We start from the raw sequence: 15,526 nt of genomic DNA on the forward strand, positions 1-15,526 counted from the left end.
AGACGAAGCCATCAATCCGCAGCTCTTCTCCGCTTGCGAGAGGCGATGCAGCAGGTGGCTTGAGAATCAAGCCACCTGCTGAGCTACTCCGGCCTCACTCAGGTTAAGTTGCCAGAACCGACGCGACACTTGGGACAAGCCGTCAGGAAGCGCTCCACGAGCGCTTCTCGTGTGCGCTGATCACTGGCGCCACCGTGAGGGAGGAGGGTCCACATCAATGGGAGACTGAAGCCGTTCCAGACGGCGGAGAGGAGCAGGATGTTAATGTCCTGCTGGCCGAGCTTCCAGTTCGTTCGATCCAGAATCAGATCTACTGGGCCCTCGGGCAGAAAGGAGACGGCAAAGCGAGCGAACATCGCCTCTGGAACGGTGAACTGCATGAAGCGCAGCAACCGCTGGTACCGCATGGCTGGCCTCCCATCGAGCATGACATGATTTTTGAGCGTGTAGAGCACCACAGTGCGCGCCTGAATGACGGCGAGGATCAGCGCTGCGAAGACCGCCATCCGTCTGGCGTCAATGGGGAAAGAAGACCGCAGAGCGGCCTGCAAGGTCTCGTACGGGTGTCGGCTCTGGGTCCGTTGCATCGCAGAAACACCGTACAGGGGCCAGTGTTCTGCTGCCGGTTAGCCATTTTGAGGAGTAGTCAGTTCTCCGACACCTGACGGCCGAACGGGCACGCGGACATACCTCACACCAAGGAGATTCAGTGCAACTCATCGTCAGTCAACGCTACTCCGACGACGCCCGGCTGCTCAGCGAAGCGGCCCGCCTCCAGGGATGGCGGGTGCACCGCGCGCAGGGCAGCACACTTCCAGCGGACGTGCTTCAGTTGCCCAGCCGCGTGTATGCCGAAGGTTTCCTGGTCGAGCATTTCGCGGCGCAAGCTGGACTGAAACTGCTGCGGCCAGCAGACGACGCCTTGGCGACACTGGAGCCTGCGTTTCTGAGCCGCGAGGTCCTTTTTTGCACGGTGCAGGATTTCCAGGCTCCCTGGGACGCAAGGTTTATCAAGCCCGCCGATCAAAAGCTCTTCCCTGCAGCCGTGTACCCGCCGGGGGCGGCCATTCCGGGGTGGGAGACACTGGATCCGTCTGATCCTCTCCTTATTTCCATGCCTGTCACGCTCGTGCGTGAGTACCGATTCTTTGTGCTGGACGCGCAGGTACAGACCGGCTCGCTCTACTGGGATGGCGGGCAGGTCCCCAAGGTACCCAGCGGATACGAAGGCGCGGACGACCCCTTCTGGGAGGCCGCCTGGTCGTTTGCCCAACAGGTTTGCAGCTGCACGGCGGGACTGGGACCCAGCTACGTCATCGACGTAGGGCAACTCCGTGGCGGCGCATGGGCGGTCATTGAATTCAATCCCACCTGGGCGTCGGGTCTCTATGGCAGTTCACCCGATCAAGTGCTGAGCTGCCTCACCGCGTCGCAGCGCCCCGAGGCGGAGACCGGGCGTGCAGGGTCGGAGGCACTCGCTTGATACCCTGCACGCCTGTGACCTATGCGCGCGATCTTACTGACCCTCTACGACCTTGCTCAACGGTATCCATGTAGTGCGCCTCGCTCCAAGAGGCCTGGAAACCCCCGCTGCACATAACGTTATGTGTGCATCCGCTAAGCTGGGTTCACATGACGACCTACACCTTCTTCAACCACGCGGGCGGGGTTGGTAAGACCTCGGCCACGCGTGATTTCGGGTATGAGCTCGCTTCACGTGGGCACCGGGTCCTGCTGGTCGATTTCGATCCTCAAGGCAACCTGACGTCTTTCCTGGGGGCCGACAAATGGGGATTGAACCAGGACGCCACCCTGCTGGCCGCGCTTCTGGAAGACGACCCCAACGCCGTCCAGTCCAGATTGCCAGCCACGGTCGAGGTTCACGGCCTGTCGCTCTATCCCGCCACGATTGATCTGGCCATCGCCGAAGCGCAGCTGCTGGCCAAGATCGGCCGCGAGCGGCGACTCAGCAATATCCTCGGCCGGCTGCCCCAGGCCTATGACTTCGTGCTGATCGACTCGCCACCCAGCCTGGGGACCCTCACCGTCAATGCCCTGGTCGCCGCGGATTCGGTCATCACGCCCGTGGCGACCCGCTTCAAGGCGGTGGATGGGCTGCCCGGTCTGACGCGAATGGTCAACGAACTGCAGTGGGTCAAACCCAGCCTGGGTTTCGCAGCGTTCCTCCCAACCATGTACGACCAGCGCAACCGGCATGACTCTGACGTTCTGGAGATGATTCGTGAGCAGCTCGCGCCGCTGGCGCCGGTGCTGCCTCCGGTCCGCTACCGCGCCGCGGACCACAACGACGCCAGCATGAGCGGCCAGCCCGTCCAGGTCTACAAACCGGGCAGTGAGGCGGCACGGGACATGGCCCAGGTGGTGACCGCCTTCCTCGAGCTGCAAGGGCAGCCCGCGTGAGCACCAGGAAAGAGCGGCCACAGATGAAGATGGGGCCTCTGGCGGGCCACCAGGGTCCAGGCACACTGATGGCCGGCTTCACCAGCCCGCCCGCGCCCGACGTGCAGACGGATCTGGCCATTGACGCCATCCGGCCCCGTCCTCAGCAACCGCGCCGCTCCTTTACGCCGGAGTCCCTGGGCCGCCTGACCGACAGCATCCGGACGCACGGCATCCTGCAGCCCCTGTCCGTCCATCAGACGGCGGCGGGCTACGACCTGATCTCCGGAGAACGTCGCCTGCGGGCTGCACGCACCGCCGGCCTGACCACCGTCCCGGTCAAGGTGTTCTCCGGCCTGACGGAACGGCAGGTGCAGCAGCTGTCGGCCGTGGAAAATCTCCAGCGCGAGGACCTGAATCCAGTGGATGAAGCGGACGCGGTGCTCGACATCCTCTCGGCGGAACTGGACCTTCCCAAAGATCAGCTCACGCCCCGCCTCGAGCGCTGGAAATCGATGCGGATGCGCGATCCTGCCCTGGCGAGAGCGTCCGAAGACGAGCGGCAGGCGATTGCACACCTGGACACCTTGTTCCGGGGCCTGTCCCGCGGGGAGTGGACGTCGTTCGTGGCAAACCGCCTTCCCGTGCTGCGCCTCCCGGCGCCGCTCCTGGAAGCGGTCCGCGAGGGACGGCTGGACTACACCAAGGCCATTGCCCTCAAACGGGCGCCCGAGGATCTGCGTGAAGCCCTGCTCGCCGAAAGTGACGCGCTGTCCGTCCAGCAGATCCGCCAGCGGATTCAGGAGGCCAGCCGCACGAGCGCGCCTCACGAGGACCTCGACCGGGCGCTGGAGACCTTCCGGCGCCTCACCGCGAAGGAGCAGCTGGCCAAGCTGACACCCGAAGCGAGACGCGAACTCCTGTCCCTGCTGACGCAGGCGGCCGCCGTCATGGGGGAGAGGTCCAGCCCTCCCGCACGGCAGCGCCTCAAATAGCCTGTTCCGCCGAACGTGTCGGCCGTCTGTCGTTCGCCGCAGTAGCGACACCTTTGCGGGAAAATACCTGTTTCGGGGCGCTGGTGGCCCGGCTCAAAGCGCGGGCCACCAGCGATACCTTTGCGGGAAAGTGTCCGAACAGGCGCAATAATGCCGTGTCAGACAGTGATTCTGGTCGTCCGCAGGAATAGCGACACCTTTGCGGGATTCTCGCCTGACATAGCGACACCTTTGCGGGATTGGCCTCAGGCCCGACTAGCGATACCTTTGCGGGAAAAAAACAAAATCGCGTTTGGACCGTAGAATTCGTGATTCGTTCGCCTGAGCTGCCTTGTGGACGCCTCTGACGACACCTTTGCGGGATGACCGCTGAAACTAGCGATACCTTTGCGGGATTTCAGGGCGAATTAGCGATACCTTTGCGGGAAAATCCCGAAAAACACCGTTTATGACGCGGATTGGGTACCCGCTTGTTGTTGTTCTTTTTATATCTTTACATCAGTTAAAAACAACACCAGGAGCTGAGAGTGGCGAAGAAGAACAAAACCCCCAACCTCTACGACGAACTGAACTTCGCCCGGTTCGGCGTGATCAGCATGCACACCCGGGTGGACCAGAGCATCACCCACTGGAATACCGAGTTTGCCGTGAACGGCCGGACGTTCCGGATCGAGGCCGTTACGCCTCAGGGACGGCCGCACGGCATTGATACCGACACCCTGGTGGCCCTCGAAACCCTCTTCATCGCCCATGACTGTCCGCAGGGGTTGTGGCAAGTTGTGGGACACAAGGAAGCAGAGGGACCCCAGGAAGGCAGGCAGCCTGAAGTTCAGATCGCCTGCCACACAGTTTCTTGCCATGTCTTGAAGGCAGTTTGTTGGTGACGGCGACGGGAGCGAGCAGGAACGGTGGTGCGGGCTGGATGACAGAGGTTGCTGATGCGGGCGTGCAAGTTGAGAAAGCCTTGTGCTCGGTGGCGTGACCTGAAGCCTCGTTGTCGTCGTTCCTGCTGTCGTGTCGGTCGATGGGACTGTTCGATCAGGTTATTGCAACGGGCTGTGGACACCACCTGGACGTGCTCCACGCTGTGGAGCACGGAAAGTTCCCGAAGAGCGGCGCCATAACTCCAGAGCTTGTCGGTGTGGACAGCCTCGGGCACGTCGTACTCCCCCAGCAGCCGGTGGAAGAACGACCTAGCAGCCTCGGTATCGCGGTGTTGCTGAAGGAAGACGTCCAGCACGGCCCCGTGTTCGTCGACCGCCCGCCACAACCAGTGTTTGATACCGCCCACGTCCACGCACATCTCGTCAAGATGCCATCGGGAACCCCGTCGGGGTTCCCGGTGACGGAGACCCTGGGCAAAGAGGTCACTGAACTTGATGCACCATGTGCGAATGGACTCGCGGGTAACGCAGATGCCGCGTTCCAGCAGGAGCTCTTCGATATCCCGGTAACTCAAGGTGAAGCGGTGATACAGCCAGACGGCGTAGCCAATGACCGCGAGGGGGAAGCGGTATCCAAGGAGCTTCTGACCACTCAGCACCGCGTCACCCTACCCCAACAACTTGCCACAACCGGCGCCGGCTGAGATCCAGGCCCGCCGCCGCCCGCGCGTCCCGGTTGAGTCGGTCACGCCGAAAATCACTCTCGCCCACCCGCTTGTGAATCTCAGCACTGGCCTGACCGAGATACTGGCCCAGCTGCGCTACCACGCCGGGCTCGTCGGTCGGCGGCAGCGGCGCAGCGAACAGCGCGCCGGCGACCTGAAGGTTTGGGGCGGCCGGCCGGCGGAAGTCGGCGGGCATGCTGCTCCAGTGGAATGAAGCCGCCCCCCGCGCCTGCCGCTGCGCCTTGAGCAGGCGCTGCCGATCGGCCGGGCTCAGTTGATCGGCAATCAGCTGCGCAATCGGCGTGAGCAGGTCCTCCGGGCGCACGCGGCGATCCAGGGAAGCGTGGAGGGTGCGGCGCAGGTCAGCAGTCGTCATCAGTGGGCCTCTTCAGATGAAGTGTAGCCACCCGAACCTGCCTTGCGCAGCGCCGACTGACGGAGGCCAGACAGGCCGTTTGACGCATCCTGGCCGGGGAGGGCCGCCCGTGCCGACGGCCCATCTCCGGCACGGGCGTTTGCTGTCAGCGTGGTGCAACGGCTGGTGGAGTCCAGGCGGCAGCGGTGACGCGCTTAAGCCCCTCGTTACCCATATTCTGCCTGGAGGCAAAATTATCATTTTACTTTGTTAGTCGCATAATTTGTGAAAATTTTTTGGCGTCCAGGACGAAGTTTTTTGGCTCGCTCGTAGGAAGCCCAGGAAGGCCCTTCCAAAAACTGGTGAGGGGTAAAGGCGGGTGAAGCTCAACTCCATGGATTCTCTATTGACCTGCTGCAGCGTGAACGCCTTGATCCGCCTTAGGGCCTGCCAAGCAGGCTCAATCCGCAACCTTCGTTTTCACGCTAATGTTGTTTAGTGTTAAATTCAGATCACTGTGACCCTCGTCCGCACTGGTGACCCCCTCGCCCTGATCCATCTGACTGATCAAGCTCTACGAGTCCGTGCCGTCGAAGCGGCCAGCACCTACGACGCCCCGACCCTGGTGCAGGTCACCCAGGCCTACATGACCAGTGGCAGCCGCAAAGGGGCCCGGACCAGTCCGAAGACCCTGGCGGCCTACAGCCTGGCGGTGAGCGACTTTGTGCCCTGGGCGCAGGATCAGGGGGTGCAACTGCTGCGCCCCGGGCGGCGGGACGGCGGACGCTACGTGGCGCACCTGCAGACGCGGCCGTCACAGGGACGCGGAAAAACGGGCACCCTGTCGGCCTCGACCGTGGCGCAGTACGTGGCCGGCGCCCGGGCGCTGTACCGGGCCCTGCGCTGGGCCGGCGCGACGGAAGCCCAGCCCTTTGAAGATATCCATGTGCCGCCGGACCCCACACCAGGTATCGTCAAGAATCCGCCGTATATGCGCGAGATTGATGAGGTGCTCAGCCACTGCGACGCCCGCCTGGCCGCGTTGTTGCTGCTCTGCGCCCACGCGGGCCTGCGCGTCAGTGAAGCCCTGGCCGCGAAGGTCTCTGACATTCAGGGGACGCAGCTGACGGTGCGCGGCAAGGGTGGCAAGGTCCGCCGAATTCCGCTGGGGAAACGCGTCCGCATGGCGGTGGCCGGGCTCTCTCCAGCACAAATCGATGGCCGACTCTTCGACTGGTCCTACCACCAGGCCAAGTACCGCATGAGCCTCGCGTTTCGTGCGGCTGGGCACGGTCAGACCTGGCGCGGCTTTCATGCGGCCAGGAAACACTCAGGGACCCGGCTGTACCGCGCGACCAAGGATTTTACCCGGGTTGGCGTGTTTCTCGGCCACGCGTCTGTGGATACAACCCGGCGGTATGTGGCGATGGAAGAAAACGACGTCCAGCACGAGGTCGAGGACTTCTGATGCCACATGTGCCGCATGTCCTGGCCTAAACGTGCATACCGAGGTATCGTAGGCAACATCAAAGGCGACCTCTCCGGGTCGCCTTTCTTCCTGGTCGCGTTCACTCGGGCTTGGGTGGGTCCGTTTGCACAGGCGAGAGAACCGGCTCAAAGTTCAATAGAACGGCCAACAGGTTTGGTGACAGGACCTCTCCAGCGAATGGTAGACCCAGCTGGGCCGCACCACATTTGAAGCACAGGGACAGCTCGTCGGAAGGTCAAGCAGGACCAGCATCCCTTACGAAGCCCGACCTCACCAGTGCTTAAGGCGCCGCAAAAACTGCAGGCCAGAAACCGGCCTGCAGCAGTGATGAATCTTTTCGGCACCTATTAGGAGCAGCGCTCAGCCCATCTCCATGGCCCTCGTGGTGTCATCGGCAGGTCTTCACGCCCACAGGTGAGCGCACTGTCCCTCTCCCTGTCACACTGATCAGGCCTGCTGGATTCAGGCGGTCGTAGATCAGAAAGGTGACCTCCTGGCCCAGGCCAAGCACCGTCAGGAACTGCTGTCCTGATGCGTCAGTGAAGAATGACTGCTGCGCCAGCGGGCAGAAACCGGGCGCACCCTCCTTAAAGCGCCGCACCACGTCAAGCAGTGCTTCGTCCGTGCTGGGTGTCGTCACAGTTCCCCGCACCGTCTGAACCTGGAGGCCGAGGGTGGCGAACGCCGCGCTGAAACTGCCCAGGACGTTCTGGGTGGCCTGAGGGGAGAGGTCCATGGCCCGATCGGGCGACTGCACCGCCGGCGCGCAGGCCGTCAGGGTCAGGCTCACCAGCCACGCGCGGCGTCTCACGGCTTTTTCTCGGGGAAGATCAGGCGTGGCGTGACCACAATGACCAGGTCGGTGTTGCGCTGATCGACCGTGGTCTTTTTGAAGAGCTCACCAATGATGGGAATATTGCCCAAGCCGGGAATCTTCTTGACCCCTTCAATCTTCCGGTCCTCGATCAGTCCGCCAATGGCGATGGGTTCCTGGTCCTTGACCCGCACCATCGTCGTCGCCTCGCGGCTCGAGTATTGAGGCGCGCCGTCTGACGTCAACCCCGTGGGGGCCGAGACCGTGATGGTCACCTGCACCTCGATCTCCCCGTTTGGCGTTACCTTTGGCAGCATGCGCAGCGAAATCCCGGTGGTGATGTTCTGCACGACCGGCGCGGCATTATCGGCGCCGCGGACGATCAGTGGGTAGGTCTGCGTGGCGTTGATGCGCGCCTCAACCCCGTCCAGCGCTGTGATCCTGGGTTTCGCGAGCACTTTTGCCGCCCCACTGTTCTCGAGCAGGTTGATCCCGATCGACAGAGACAGCGGATTCCGGGCAATCTCCCCCAGTTTCCACAGGCTGGCTCCAGGCTTGATCTCCGCCAGTTTCAAGTTGAAGATCTGGTCGTAATCGATCCCCAGTGAACTCGTCAGGCTGCGGTTCACTTCAATAACCTGCGCCTCGAATTCCACCTGCGGACTGGGCGTGTCCACTTTGAGGATGAACGCCTCAATCGCCCGTTTCTCGTCCGGCGTGACCAGGGCTACCAGGGCCCGGCGGCGCTCGTCAACCCTGATTTTCGTGCTGCCATACAGGTCGTTGAGCAGGGTGGCGACCTGTGTGGGGGAGGCGTACGACAGCAGGAAAATGGTGGGTTCCGCCAGCACCGGAGCGGGCGGGGCCGTCACGGTGGCCACCAGCGGCTGGGGGGGACTGACGACCGGCGCGGTCGCCACCGCACCGACAGGCCCCACCGTGGTCGGGGGTGCCACAAGCACGGCACCTGTGCCCCGGATCAACTCCAGTCGGAACCCGTCCGGGGACAACGCCAACTGGTAGTCCTCAGGGAGAAAAATGCTGAGCTGCACGTCATTCTGCGCCGTGCGAATGCCCTCGGGCAGCGCGGTGTTGGGTGCGAGTTTGCCTTCAGGAATCACCAGGGCCCGCTGGCTTGGATCGTACGTGTACTGAATGGGAATGGTCCCGAGGAGGGCGAACGTGTCCTTCGTGCCAATCGGGGTCAATTGAACTGGCGCTGCGAAGGCGGAGCCCAGGAGCAGCGTGGCGGTACAGAACAGGGAAAGCAGAGCAGCGTGACGCACAAAAAACGTTGTCCTTTGGTCAGGGCACCCGGAAGGTGCGGACCGGTGAGAAACTGAAGCTGTCTGCCTTGCGTTGAGCGTCGAAGCTCACGGCAGCCACACGCCAGTAGTACGTGCCACTGGGCAGGGCGTCCCGACTGCTGGGGTAGACGGCAGACAGCTCGGTCTGCGCTTCCGGGTAGTTGGTCCAGACCGCCCGGGGTCTGGACGTCGAAGGATTCTGGTTGTACACGTAGTACAGGTACGCCACGGCGCCTGGCGTGGGCGTCCACGTCAGGATCGGCCGCCCGTCACTGACGCTTTGCGCCTCAGCGGGTGAGGCGAGGGCCGGCTCCGGCAGGATGGTGGCACTGTCGGTGTTGGACAGACCACTTTCGGCGCTGCCTTTGATGGTGGTGACGGTCCCGTGGTAGACGTCACCAGCCTGACCCTGCACGGTGGTCGCGAAGCCCTGCTCCCCGGGGGTGGTGCTGGCCTGCTGGCTGCGCTGCCGGCTGAATGGCCCAGCCGCACTGGCCGTGGACAGAAAGATCCCATACCCGTCGGCTCCGTCCACCGGGGCCCAGCCCCACTCCAGGTCGTTGACCCGGGAGGTGGCCTGGGCGTTCAGGGTGGTGGTCAAGGGAAGAGGAGTCTTGAGCGGCCCGGCCGGTGCCTGCACCAGGGCGGGGTTCAGCTCTGGCCGCCGGCTGGTGCCGGTGCTGGCCCCCGCCACGCTGGTGCCCGGGTACGAAATGGCGATCAGGTAGTTGAGGTTGGGCGTGCCGCCATGACTGACCTTCACGCTGACGGGGACGCTCTGGGCCTTCTGCCCACTGGCCGATGTGGCTTCCGCGTACAGGTCAACGGTCAGTTGGTTGGGCACCGTGAGGGTGGACCACCCGATCTGGTAGGGCGCGGCGCTCGCCCCACCCACATGCACGCCCAGGTCTTTGCTGCCAGCAGGCCGGACGTACACGTCCACCCGGGCCACGTCACCCGATCCTTCGACCGCGACAGGGTGCACGCCGGTCACCGTCTGGCCAGCCGTGGGTGACGTCACCTTCACGGCAGGTGGGGTTTTCGTGCCTGGATCCTGGCAGGCGGTGAGGAGGAGGCCGCTCAGGAGCAGCGGGACAGTACGTTTCATTTGGTGCCTCCAAAGGGGCCGCGCTGTTCCTGCGCGAGGCGGCGCAGCTCTTCGAGCAGGCTGCTGGTCGGCGACGCCTGGAACTTGAGGTCAGGCTGCATCTGGGGCTGCCAGCCGGATGGGGGCGTCACCCGCAGGAACGGATTGGTGGCTGCGGCACCGGACGTGGACGTCAGGCCACCGGTCGTCCCCCCCGTCACGTCGGGCCTTAACCCAGTGCCGGTGGCCGGCGCACGCACCTCGGCCGGTTTCAGGCTGAACGCTTCACTGGGCAGCAGCGCGGCGGGGGCTGACAGCACCGTCACCGCCGGAGTCGACAGGGTCTGGGCGATCAGGGACAGCGGGGTCAGGTTCTGCTCCGTGAGCGTGCCTGGCGCCGTGACCTCTTTGGGCACCAGGCCGAACTGGGCCGAAGTCAGGGGTGTGGGGGCGGCCAGGGCCGTCACCGTTCCACCTGTGCCTTGCGGCGCGAATTCGCTCCAGTTCTCACCGAACAGTCCTTCGAGCATGGTGTAGGTCACGTCGCGGGTGCGGGTGGTGGGTCCGGCCTTCAGGGCGATGGTTTGAGGCTGACCGGGCAGGCCCTGAACACTCAGGCTGGTGGCCCGACCATCCGGACCGACCTGCGCACTGAGCAGCAGTTCTCCCGCCGTGTCGTACCGGAAGGCCATCATGGGCGCCCGCCCATCGGCACCCGCCGGTCCGATCAGGGCGGTCACCCGGCCGTCGGCATCAAACCGCTGCTGCCAGCCGTCAAACGCCGAGCCGCTCAGGCCCGTCTGCCGGCCGAGGCCGTCCACCTGGTATTCCGTTCGGGTGTTCGCCGCGCCAGATTGCAGCGCCTGGCTCTGCAGGGTGCCGTCCGGTGTGTAGGTGCGGGTCACGTTCCATTGCCCACTCCCCTGCCCGGTCAGGGTCTGCAGTTCACTGGTGGGCTGCAGGAGGTCGCTGAACGAACGGGTGACCTTCAGGGAGGCTGTCCCCGCTGTCGTGGTGACGCCCGTGATCAGCCCCTGGGCATTCAGGGTCTGGGTCTGCGTGGTGCTGGGCGTGCCGGTGCAGGTGTTCGCCCATTCCTGCACCCCGTACGTCTGGCCGCCCAGACCCAGATTCAGGTGCCGGGCATACACGCAGTTGCCGTCTCCCCGTTCCACGGTCTGTTTGATGACCCCGTCGGGGCTGTAGCTGGTCCGGACGGTGGCGGACTCACTGAATTTCCCAGCGGCCTGCGCGGAAAGCTTGCTTTGAAGGCCGGTGACGGTCAGGGCCTGAACGCGTCCCTGGGGGTCGTAGGCCATGAAGTGGACACTGCCGCCGCCAGACACGCGTGCACTGGCCACCTGCCCACCCGCGTAGTACGTATAGGCGGTTTCGGTCGTTTGCCCGCCGGCGGTGACGGCCGTGGCCTGCAGTTGGCCGCGCGTGTCGTACGTGGCCCGGGTGCGGCCTTCACTGGCGGCCAGCACGGCGCCGCCCTGGTAGATCCGCACGTCATGGGCGGCGGTGGCCACCTGACCGGACGGCGCGTAGGCGAGCGTCAGAACGTTCAACTTCGTGCCTTTCACGTCGTCCCACTGCTCGACGAGACGTCCGGCGCGGTCATACCGGTAGCCCGTGGCGTACGTGGCTTCATCACCCAGGGGGGCACGGTACAGGCCTGGATCACCGGTAAAGTCCCGCTTGATCGGGAGGCCCTGCGGGTTCAGCGTGTAGGTCGCGGTCATCAGCGTCTTGGCGCTCCCGCCTGAGGCGGCGACCAGGCTTTCCTTGACGAGCTGACCAGCCGGGGTCCGCTGGAACACCTGGACCGCTCCCGCGGTGGGTGCTGGCGTCGTCTGACCATCAATCTCGTACCGGGCATTGGCCCCGCGCAGCGCCCCCTGGTAGCTGGCGCTCGTCTGGGCGCTGAGCTGGCCGTCGAGCCGGTACGCCCTCAGCACGGTGGGCACCTCACGGGCACCCGTCAGGGCGGGCCTGGACTCCGCGGTGAGCAGCCCCAGGCTGTTGAACTGGCGGCTGGTGGCGACGCCGTTCACGGTTTCTGTGACCACCTGCCCCAGGAGATTCCGGGTGAACGTCTTTGTCTGGCCTGCGGTCAAGCCGGCGCTGCGGTCCGCGGCGTTCGGGCTGACCTGCTCCTGCGCGAGCCGGCCCCACACGTCGTAGGCGTAACGGGTGGTGCGGCCGTCCGGCGTGGTCTTCTCCAGCAGGCGGCCCTGGGCATCGAAGCCCTGCTGGGTGACGGTGCCGTCGGGCGCGGTGATGTGCACCGGCCGGCCGGCGGCGTCGTACTTGATGGTGGTGCAGGCCCCCGCGGCGTCCGCGCCCTTGTCCATCCAGGCTTCACACTGCTGCACCGGGGTCCGCTGGCCCGCGGCGTAGGTGTACTTTTCCGTCCAGACGAGGTCCCGGGCCGACTCGCCCACGGCCTGGGCCGTGAGCACGCCGGACTTGGGCTGGGCCACGCCCGTCAGGAGGCCGTCGGGGGTGTAGGTCATGACCTTGATCGTCTGCCCCACCGCATTGAGCTGTGCCGTGACCTGGCCCAGGGTATTCAGGGTCACGCGCGTACTCTCGCCTGCGGGATTGATGGTCTGAACCACCCGGCCGGCGCCGTCATACCCGAACCGGGTTACAAACGGATCGCCTTCACCACTGGGCAGGCTCTGGGCGGTGAGATTGCCGGCCCCGTCGAACGTCTGGGTGATGGTGGTGCCGTTCGGGGTGGTGACGGTGGTCGGCCGGTCCAGGTCATCGTACCCGTAGCGGGTGACAGCGACCGACTTGCCCAGCAGGTTGCTGTTCGTGTCGAGCGTCAACTCACTGGGGGTCATCACGCCGGCCAGCAGGGTGCGCGCCTCAACCTTGCGGTTCAGGCCGTCAAATGTGAATTCCACGTAGGGGCGACGGTCATCGAAGTACGCGCCGTTGGTGCTCATGGCCGCGCCCAGCTGCTTGATCAGGTTGCCCCGCGCGTCGTACACGTAATACGTTGCCTGGTCCTCGCCGGGACGGTTCATATCCAGGCGGGAGTCCTGCTCGCGCAGCACCCGGTCCTGCGGGTCGAAGGTGCGCCGGACGTCGGCCGTCAGGGTGCCGGCGGTGACCTGCTCCCGGGTGATCCGGCCCAGCGCATCCACCTCGCGGGTCACGGTGGTCGTCACCCCCGCGCGCGTGGTGGTGATTTTCTCGGGCACCCCGGTGGCGCTGTACAGGGTGGTAACGGTGCTGCCGTCGGCCTGCAGTGATTGAACGGGGCGGTCCTGGGCGTTGAAGATCACGCTGGTCTTCACGCCGCCCAGGGTGGTCTGGCTGTCCTGACGGCCGAACGCGTCATACGTGTAGACCGTGCCTGACCGTGGGGTCCTGGCCTCACCGCGCTCGGCGTCCCAGCCCACCCCCTGGGTTTCCTTGACCAGCCGCCCGGCATCAGCGCCCGTGCCGTACCGGTAGGCCGTGACATTGTCAGGATTTCCCTCCCAGCTCATCTGCAGTTCGCCGGTCCCGTGGTAGCGCCAGACCTTCACCGCGTCCAGTTTGGGTTTGTCGGCCGCGCCGGTGAACGAGGACTCGCTGGCCTTGTTGCCGAACCCGTCAAACGCCCGCAGGAGTCGGCGGTCCCGGGTTTGCGGCACGCCCTGATCGTGCCCAACCACGAGGCCGCCCTTGAGGACTTCCACCACCGGGTGGCCCGCCTGGTCGTACGTGAACTCGGTGCGGACACCAGCCACCGTCTGGGATGCGACCTTGTCGCCCGGCTGGACAGCCCGGCGCACCTGCGTCTCGTCGACGGTGCCGTCTGCGCGCACCAGGGCAAAGGCGGTGGGTTTGCCGTCCCCGTAGTTGAACGTGGAGAGTCGCGTACGCCCATCGGCGGTACGGCGCGTTTCAGTGAGGCGTCCCCAGGTGTCGAACAGGCTCACCGACTGCCGCGTGACCCGGCCACCGACGCTGACCGCGTCCTCGATGGTGGCAGGCACTTCGTAGGTCACGCCGCCCTGCATCACCTTGTGCGTTTGGGTGACCTGACTGGTGGTGCGGACCTCTGGGTAGTTGTACCCCTGCCCCTGCTGCTTGGGCGTGATCTCCGCAGCGAGGCGCCCGAAACGGTCGTACTCAAACAGCGCCGAGCGCACCAGCGTACTGCCGGTAAAGACGTCACGCTGAATTAGCTGACCCAGGTCGTTATACCGGTAGGCCACGCGCTTGCCACTGGGTTCGGTCAGGGCCGTCAGGTTCCCCACTGAGTCGTAGGCGTATTCGCGGATGAGATACTGCTCCTTCTCCTGCCCGGTGGGGCTGGTGGTCAGCACCTCCTCGCGCCTGAGGTGACCACTCTTATCGAAATGCTGAAGGCGTTCGCGGCGGTTAGGCCCGGCCCCCTGTACGGTCTTTTTCAATTCGCCGCCGTAGAGAGCAGAACGGGTGAACGAAATCACCTAACTACCAGTCAAAACTCACGTATGTGCTTGCTTATAGCAGGAACAGCGGACAGCGAGCGACCAGATGGAGGACGTACAGGTCATGAGGCCTGCACGTTTTCCAACCCATCAGGGTTCATGTCAATCTGTCCTATGGGCACGGATATCTTGGAGCATTACGAGCGCTTTCAGAACGACCATTGGGAAGCGGTCGATTTCCTTCAACGTGGTGAAAGGCCATCCTGGTCCCATCCTGCCTTTATTGAACGGAATTACAACCTGTTTGGCATCCTATCCGATGTTCGTTCGGTCTACACTGTGACCCCCATCGCCCGTTACCGCGGTTTGCCAACAGATGTCAGTCCGACTGTTGCAGCGCGCTGGGCCGCCGTCGCGTATGACGATTGCCTCTTCGGCTTGTCCTGGGTCGGGCTTGATGAACTGCTGGCCTTTGATTGGGAACAGACCATAACCTGTGAACTGAAAGGGTATCCACCGCTGACCTGTCGAGAGGCTGCAGGACGCTTTTATCAGGAAACGCTGCCTTACCTCCGGGCACAGGTCGATGATCCGGCGCATCTTCGAATAGTGTTCTGGTTTGGTTGAACAGGGTCACGTCAGACCCTCAGCATGGTTGGCCAACATAAAAAAGTGAGGCGTAGGGCTTGCCAGGACGAAGGCGAGGGGTGGAGCAACAGATCCTGAAGATGATCGAGGCCCAATCGGAACACGGACACCGCACGGTGTCCGTGTTTCTTGCGTTTCACGGGCTGCCTGGAGGCCAGGAGCTGACCCGTCACACAGGCCCAGATGAAGGCGGCGGACACGCAGGTGAGCAAGGTTGACACACGTTCTGCCTGAGTGAGCCCCGTATCTTCCAGGTTGAAGCCTCTGGTTTTGAGGGCTGAATGCAGGTTTTCCACGTACCAATGGGAATACACCTGTAGACACAACGGATGCAGCACCTATGATCGGACTTGACGGCCTGCGTCGACTGGTCGCCTTCGTCTCACGCGCCAAGAGCGCTT

The 15,526-nt window shown here is 64.1% G+C and carries 12 protein-coding genes and 2 pseudogenes; 6 read left to right on the plus strand and 8 right to left on the minus strand.

The window, feature by feature from the left end; translation table 11 throughout:
- Positions 1-113: 113 nt before the first annotated feature.
- Positions 114-587 (minus strand): annotated as a pseudogene (locus C8263_RS18160) (IS4 family transposase); the annotation flags it as partial.
- Between the two features lie 122 nt (positions 588-709).
- Here C8263_RS18160 and C8263_RS18165 point away from each other — a divergent pair.
- The 4 genes from C8263_RS18165 (at position 710) to C8263_RS18180 (ending at position 4,279) form a co-directional block, all read left to right on the plus strand.
- Entirely contained in the window at positions 710-1,483 is a 774-nt protein-coding gene (locus tag C8263_RS18165; protein WP_158263859.1) for an ATP-grasp domain-containing protein, read from the plus strand.
- A 149-nt stretch (positions 1,484-1,632) separates the two neighbouring features.
- Complete coding sequence (locus C8263_RS18170; RefSeq protein WP_107139532.1) at positions 1,633-2,421, plus strand: ParA family protein; 789 nt, start codon at positions 1,633-1,635, stop codon at positions 2,419-2,421.
- 68 nt (positions 2,422-2,489) lie between these two features.
- Positions 2,490-3,395, plus strand: a complete 906-nt coding sequence (locus C8263_RS18175; protein ID WP_158263860.1) for a ParB/RepB/Spo0J family partition protein — start codon at positions 2,490-2,492, stop codon at positions 3,393-3,395.
- A gap of 527 nt (positions 3,396-3,922) precedes the next feature.
- Positions 3,923-4,279: a replication initiation protein gene (locus tag C8263_RS18180; RefSeq protein ID WP_233218910.1), complete on the plus strand. Its 357-nt coding sequence runs from the start codon at positions 3,923-3,925 to the stop codon at positions 4,277-4,279.
- Here C8263_RS18180 and C8263_RS18185 read toward each other — a convergent pair.
- Together C8263_RS18185 and C8263_RS18190 are read right to left on the minus strand one after the other, a co-directional pair.
- A complete protein-coding gene (locus C8263_RS18185) occupies positions 4,225-4,938 on the minus strand; it encodes an IS6 family transposase (protein ID WP_442873440.1) in 714 nt (237 codons plus the stop codon). The genes C8263_RS18180 and C8263_RS18185 overlap by 55 nt on opposite strands.
- A 4-nt stretch (positions 4,939-4,942) precedes the next feature.
- Positions 4,943-5,380 (minus strand): hypothetical protein, encoded by a 438-nt coding sequence (locus tag C8263_RS18190; protein WP_107139534.1) that lies wholly within the window; start codon positions 5,378-5,380, stop codon positions 4,943-4,945.
- A gap of 496 nt (positions 5,381-5,876) precedes the next feature.
- On the opposite strand from C8263_RS18190, the gene C8263_RS18195 reads away from it, so the two are divergent.
- Positions 5,877-6,827 (plus strand): tyrosine-type recombinase/integrase, encoded by a 951-nt coding sequence (locus C8263_RS18195; protein ID WP_107139535.1) that lies wholly within the window; start codon positions 5,877-5,879, stop codon positions 6,825-6,827.
- A 409-nt stretch (positions 6,828-7,236) separates the two neighbouring features.
- Here C8263_RS18195 and C8263_RS18200 read toward each other — a convergent pair whose 3' ends face one another.
- The 4 genes from C8263_RS18200 to C8263_RS18215 are packed head-to-tail and all read right to left on the minus strand — an operon-like array spanning position 7,237 to position 14,516.
- Positions 7,237-7,659 (minus strand): hypothetical protein, encoded by a 423-nt coding sequence (locus C8263_RS18200; RefSeq protein WP_107139536.1) that lies wholly within the window; start codon positions 7,657-7,659, stop codon positions 7,237-7,239.
- A complete protein-coding gene (locus C8263_RS18205) occupies positions 7,656-8,948 on the minus strand; it encodes a type II secretion system protein GspD (protein ID WP_107139537.1) in 1,293 nt (430 codons plus the stop codon). The genes C8263_RS18200 and C8263_RS18205 overlap by 4 nt, the downstream gene beginning before the upstream one ends.
- A 19-nt stretch (positions 8,949-8,967) precedes the next feature.
- The gene (locus C8263_RS18210) at positions 8,968-10,077 is read right to left on the minus strand and encodes an Ig-like domain-containing protein (protein WP_146160784.1); all 1,110 of its coding nucleotides are present in this window, start codon (positions 10,075-10,077) and stop codon (positions 8,968-8,970) included.
- On the minus strand, positions 10,074-14,516 hold the full coding sequence (locus C8263_RS18215; protein WP_107139539.1) for a hypothetical protein: 4,443 nt from the start codon (positions 14,514-14,516) through the stop codon (positions 10,074-10,076). Before C8263_RS18215 ends, C8263_RS18210 begins: the two co-directional genes overlap by 4 nt.
- Positions 14,517-14,651: 135 nt before the next feature.
- Here C8263_RS18215 and C8263_RS19120 point away from each other — a divergent pair, with 135 nt between their 5' ends.
- The gene (locus tag C8263_RS19120; RefSeq protein ID WP_146160785.1) at positions 14,652-15,104 is read left to right on the plus strand and encodes a hypothetical protein; all 453 of its coding nucleotides are present in this window, start codon (positions 14,652-14,654) and stop codon (positions 15,102-15,104) included.
- Between the two features lie 11 nt (positions 15,105-15,115).
- Here C8263_RS19120 and C8263_RS18220 read toward each other — a convergent pair.
- Positions 15,116-15,427: pseudogene (locus tag C8263_RS18220) on the minus strand (IS4 family transposase); the annotation flags it as partial.
- Between the last annotated feature and the right edge of the window lie 99 nt (positions 15,428-15,526).

Origin of the sequence: Deinococcus arcticus (assembly GCF_003028415.1) — a bacterium.
In the GTDB taxonomy this organism is placed as follows: Bacteria; Deinococcota; Deinococci; order Deinococcales; family Deinococcaceae; genus Deinococcus; species Deinococcus arcticus.

What these genes read in the sequence shown, in the direction of transcription:
- C8263_RS18210 (WP_146160784.1), bottom strand. Translation starts at nt 10,077, where the DNA reads ATGAAACGTACTGTCCCGCTGCTCCTGAGCGGCCTCCTCCTCACCGCC.
- C8263_RS19120 (WP_146160785.1), top strand. Translation starts at nt 14,652, where the DNA reads ATGGGCACGGATATCTTGGAGCATTACGAGCGCTTTCAGAACGACCAT.
- C8263_RS18175 (WP_158263860.1), top strand. Translation starts at nt 2,490, where the DNA reads ATGGCCGGCTTCACCAGCCCGCCCGCGCCCGACGTGCAGACGGATCTG.
- C8263_RS18190 (WP_107139534.1), bottom strand. Translation starts at nt 5,380, where the DNA reads ATGACGACTGCTGACCTGCGCCGCACCCTCCACGCTTCCCTGGATCGC.
- C8263_RS18170 (WP_107139532.1), top strand. Translation starts at nt 1,633, where the DNA reads ATGACGACCTACACCTTCTTCAACCACGCGGGCGGGGTTGGTAAGACC.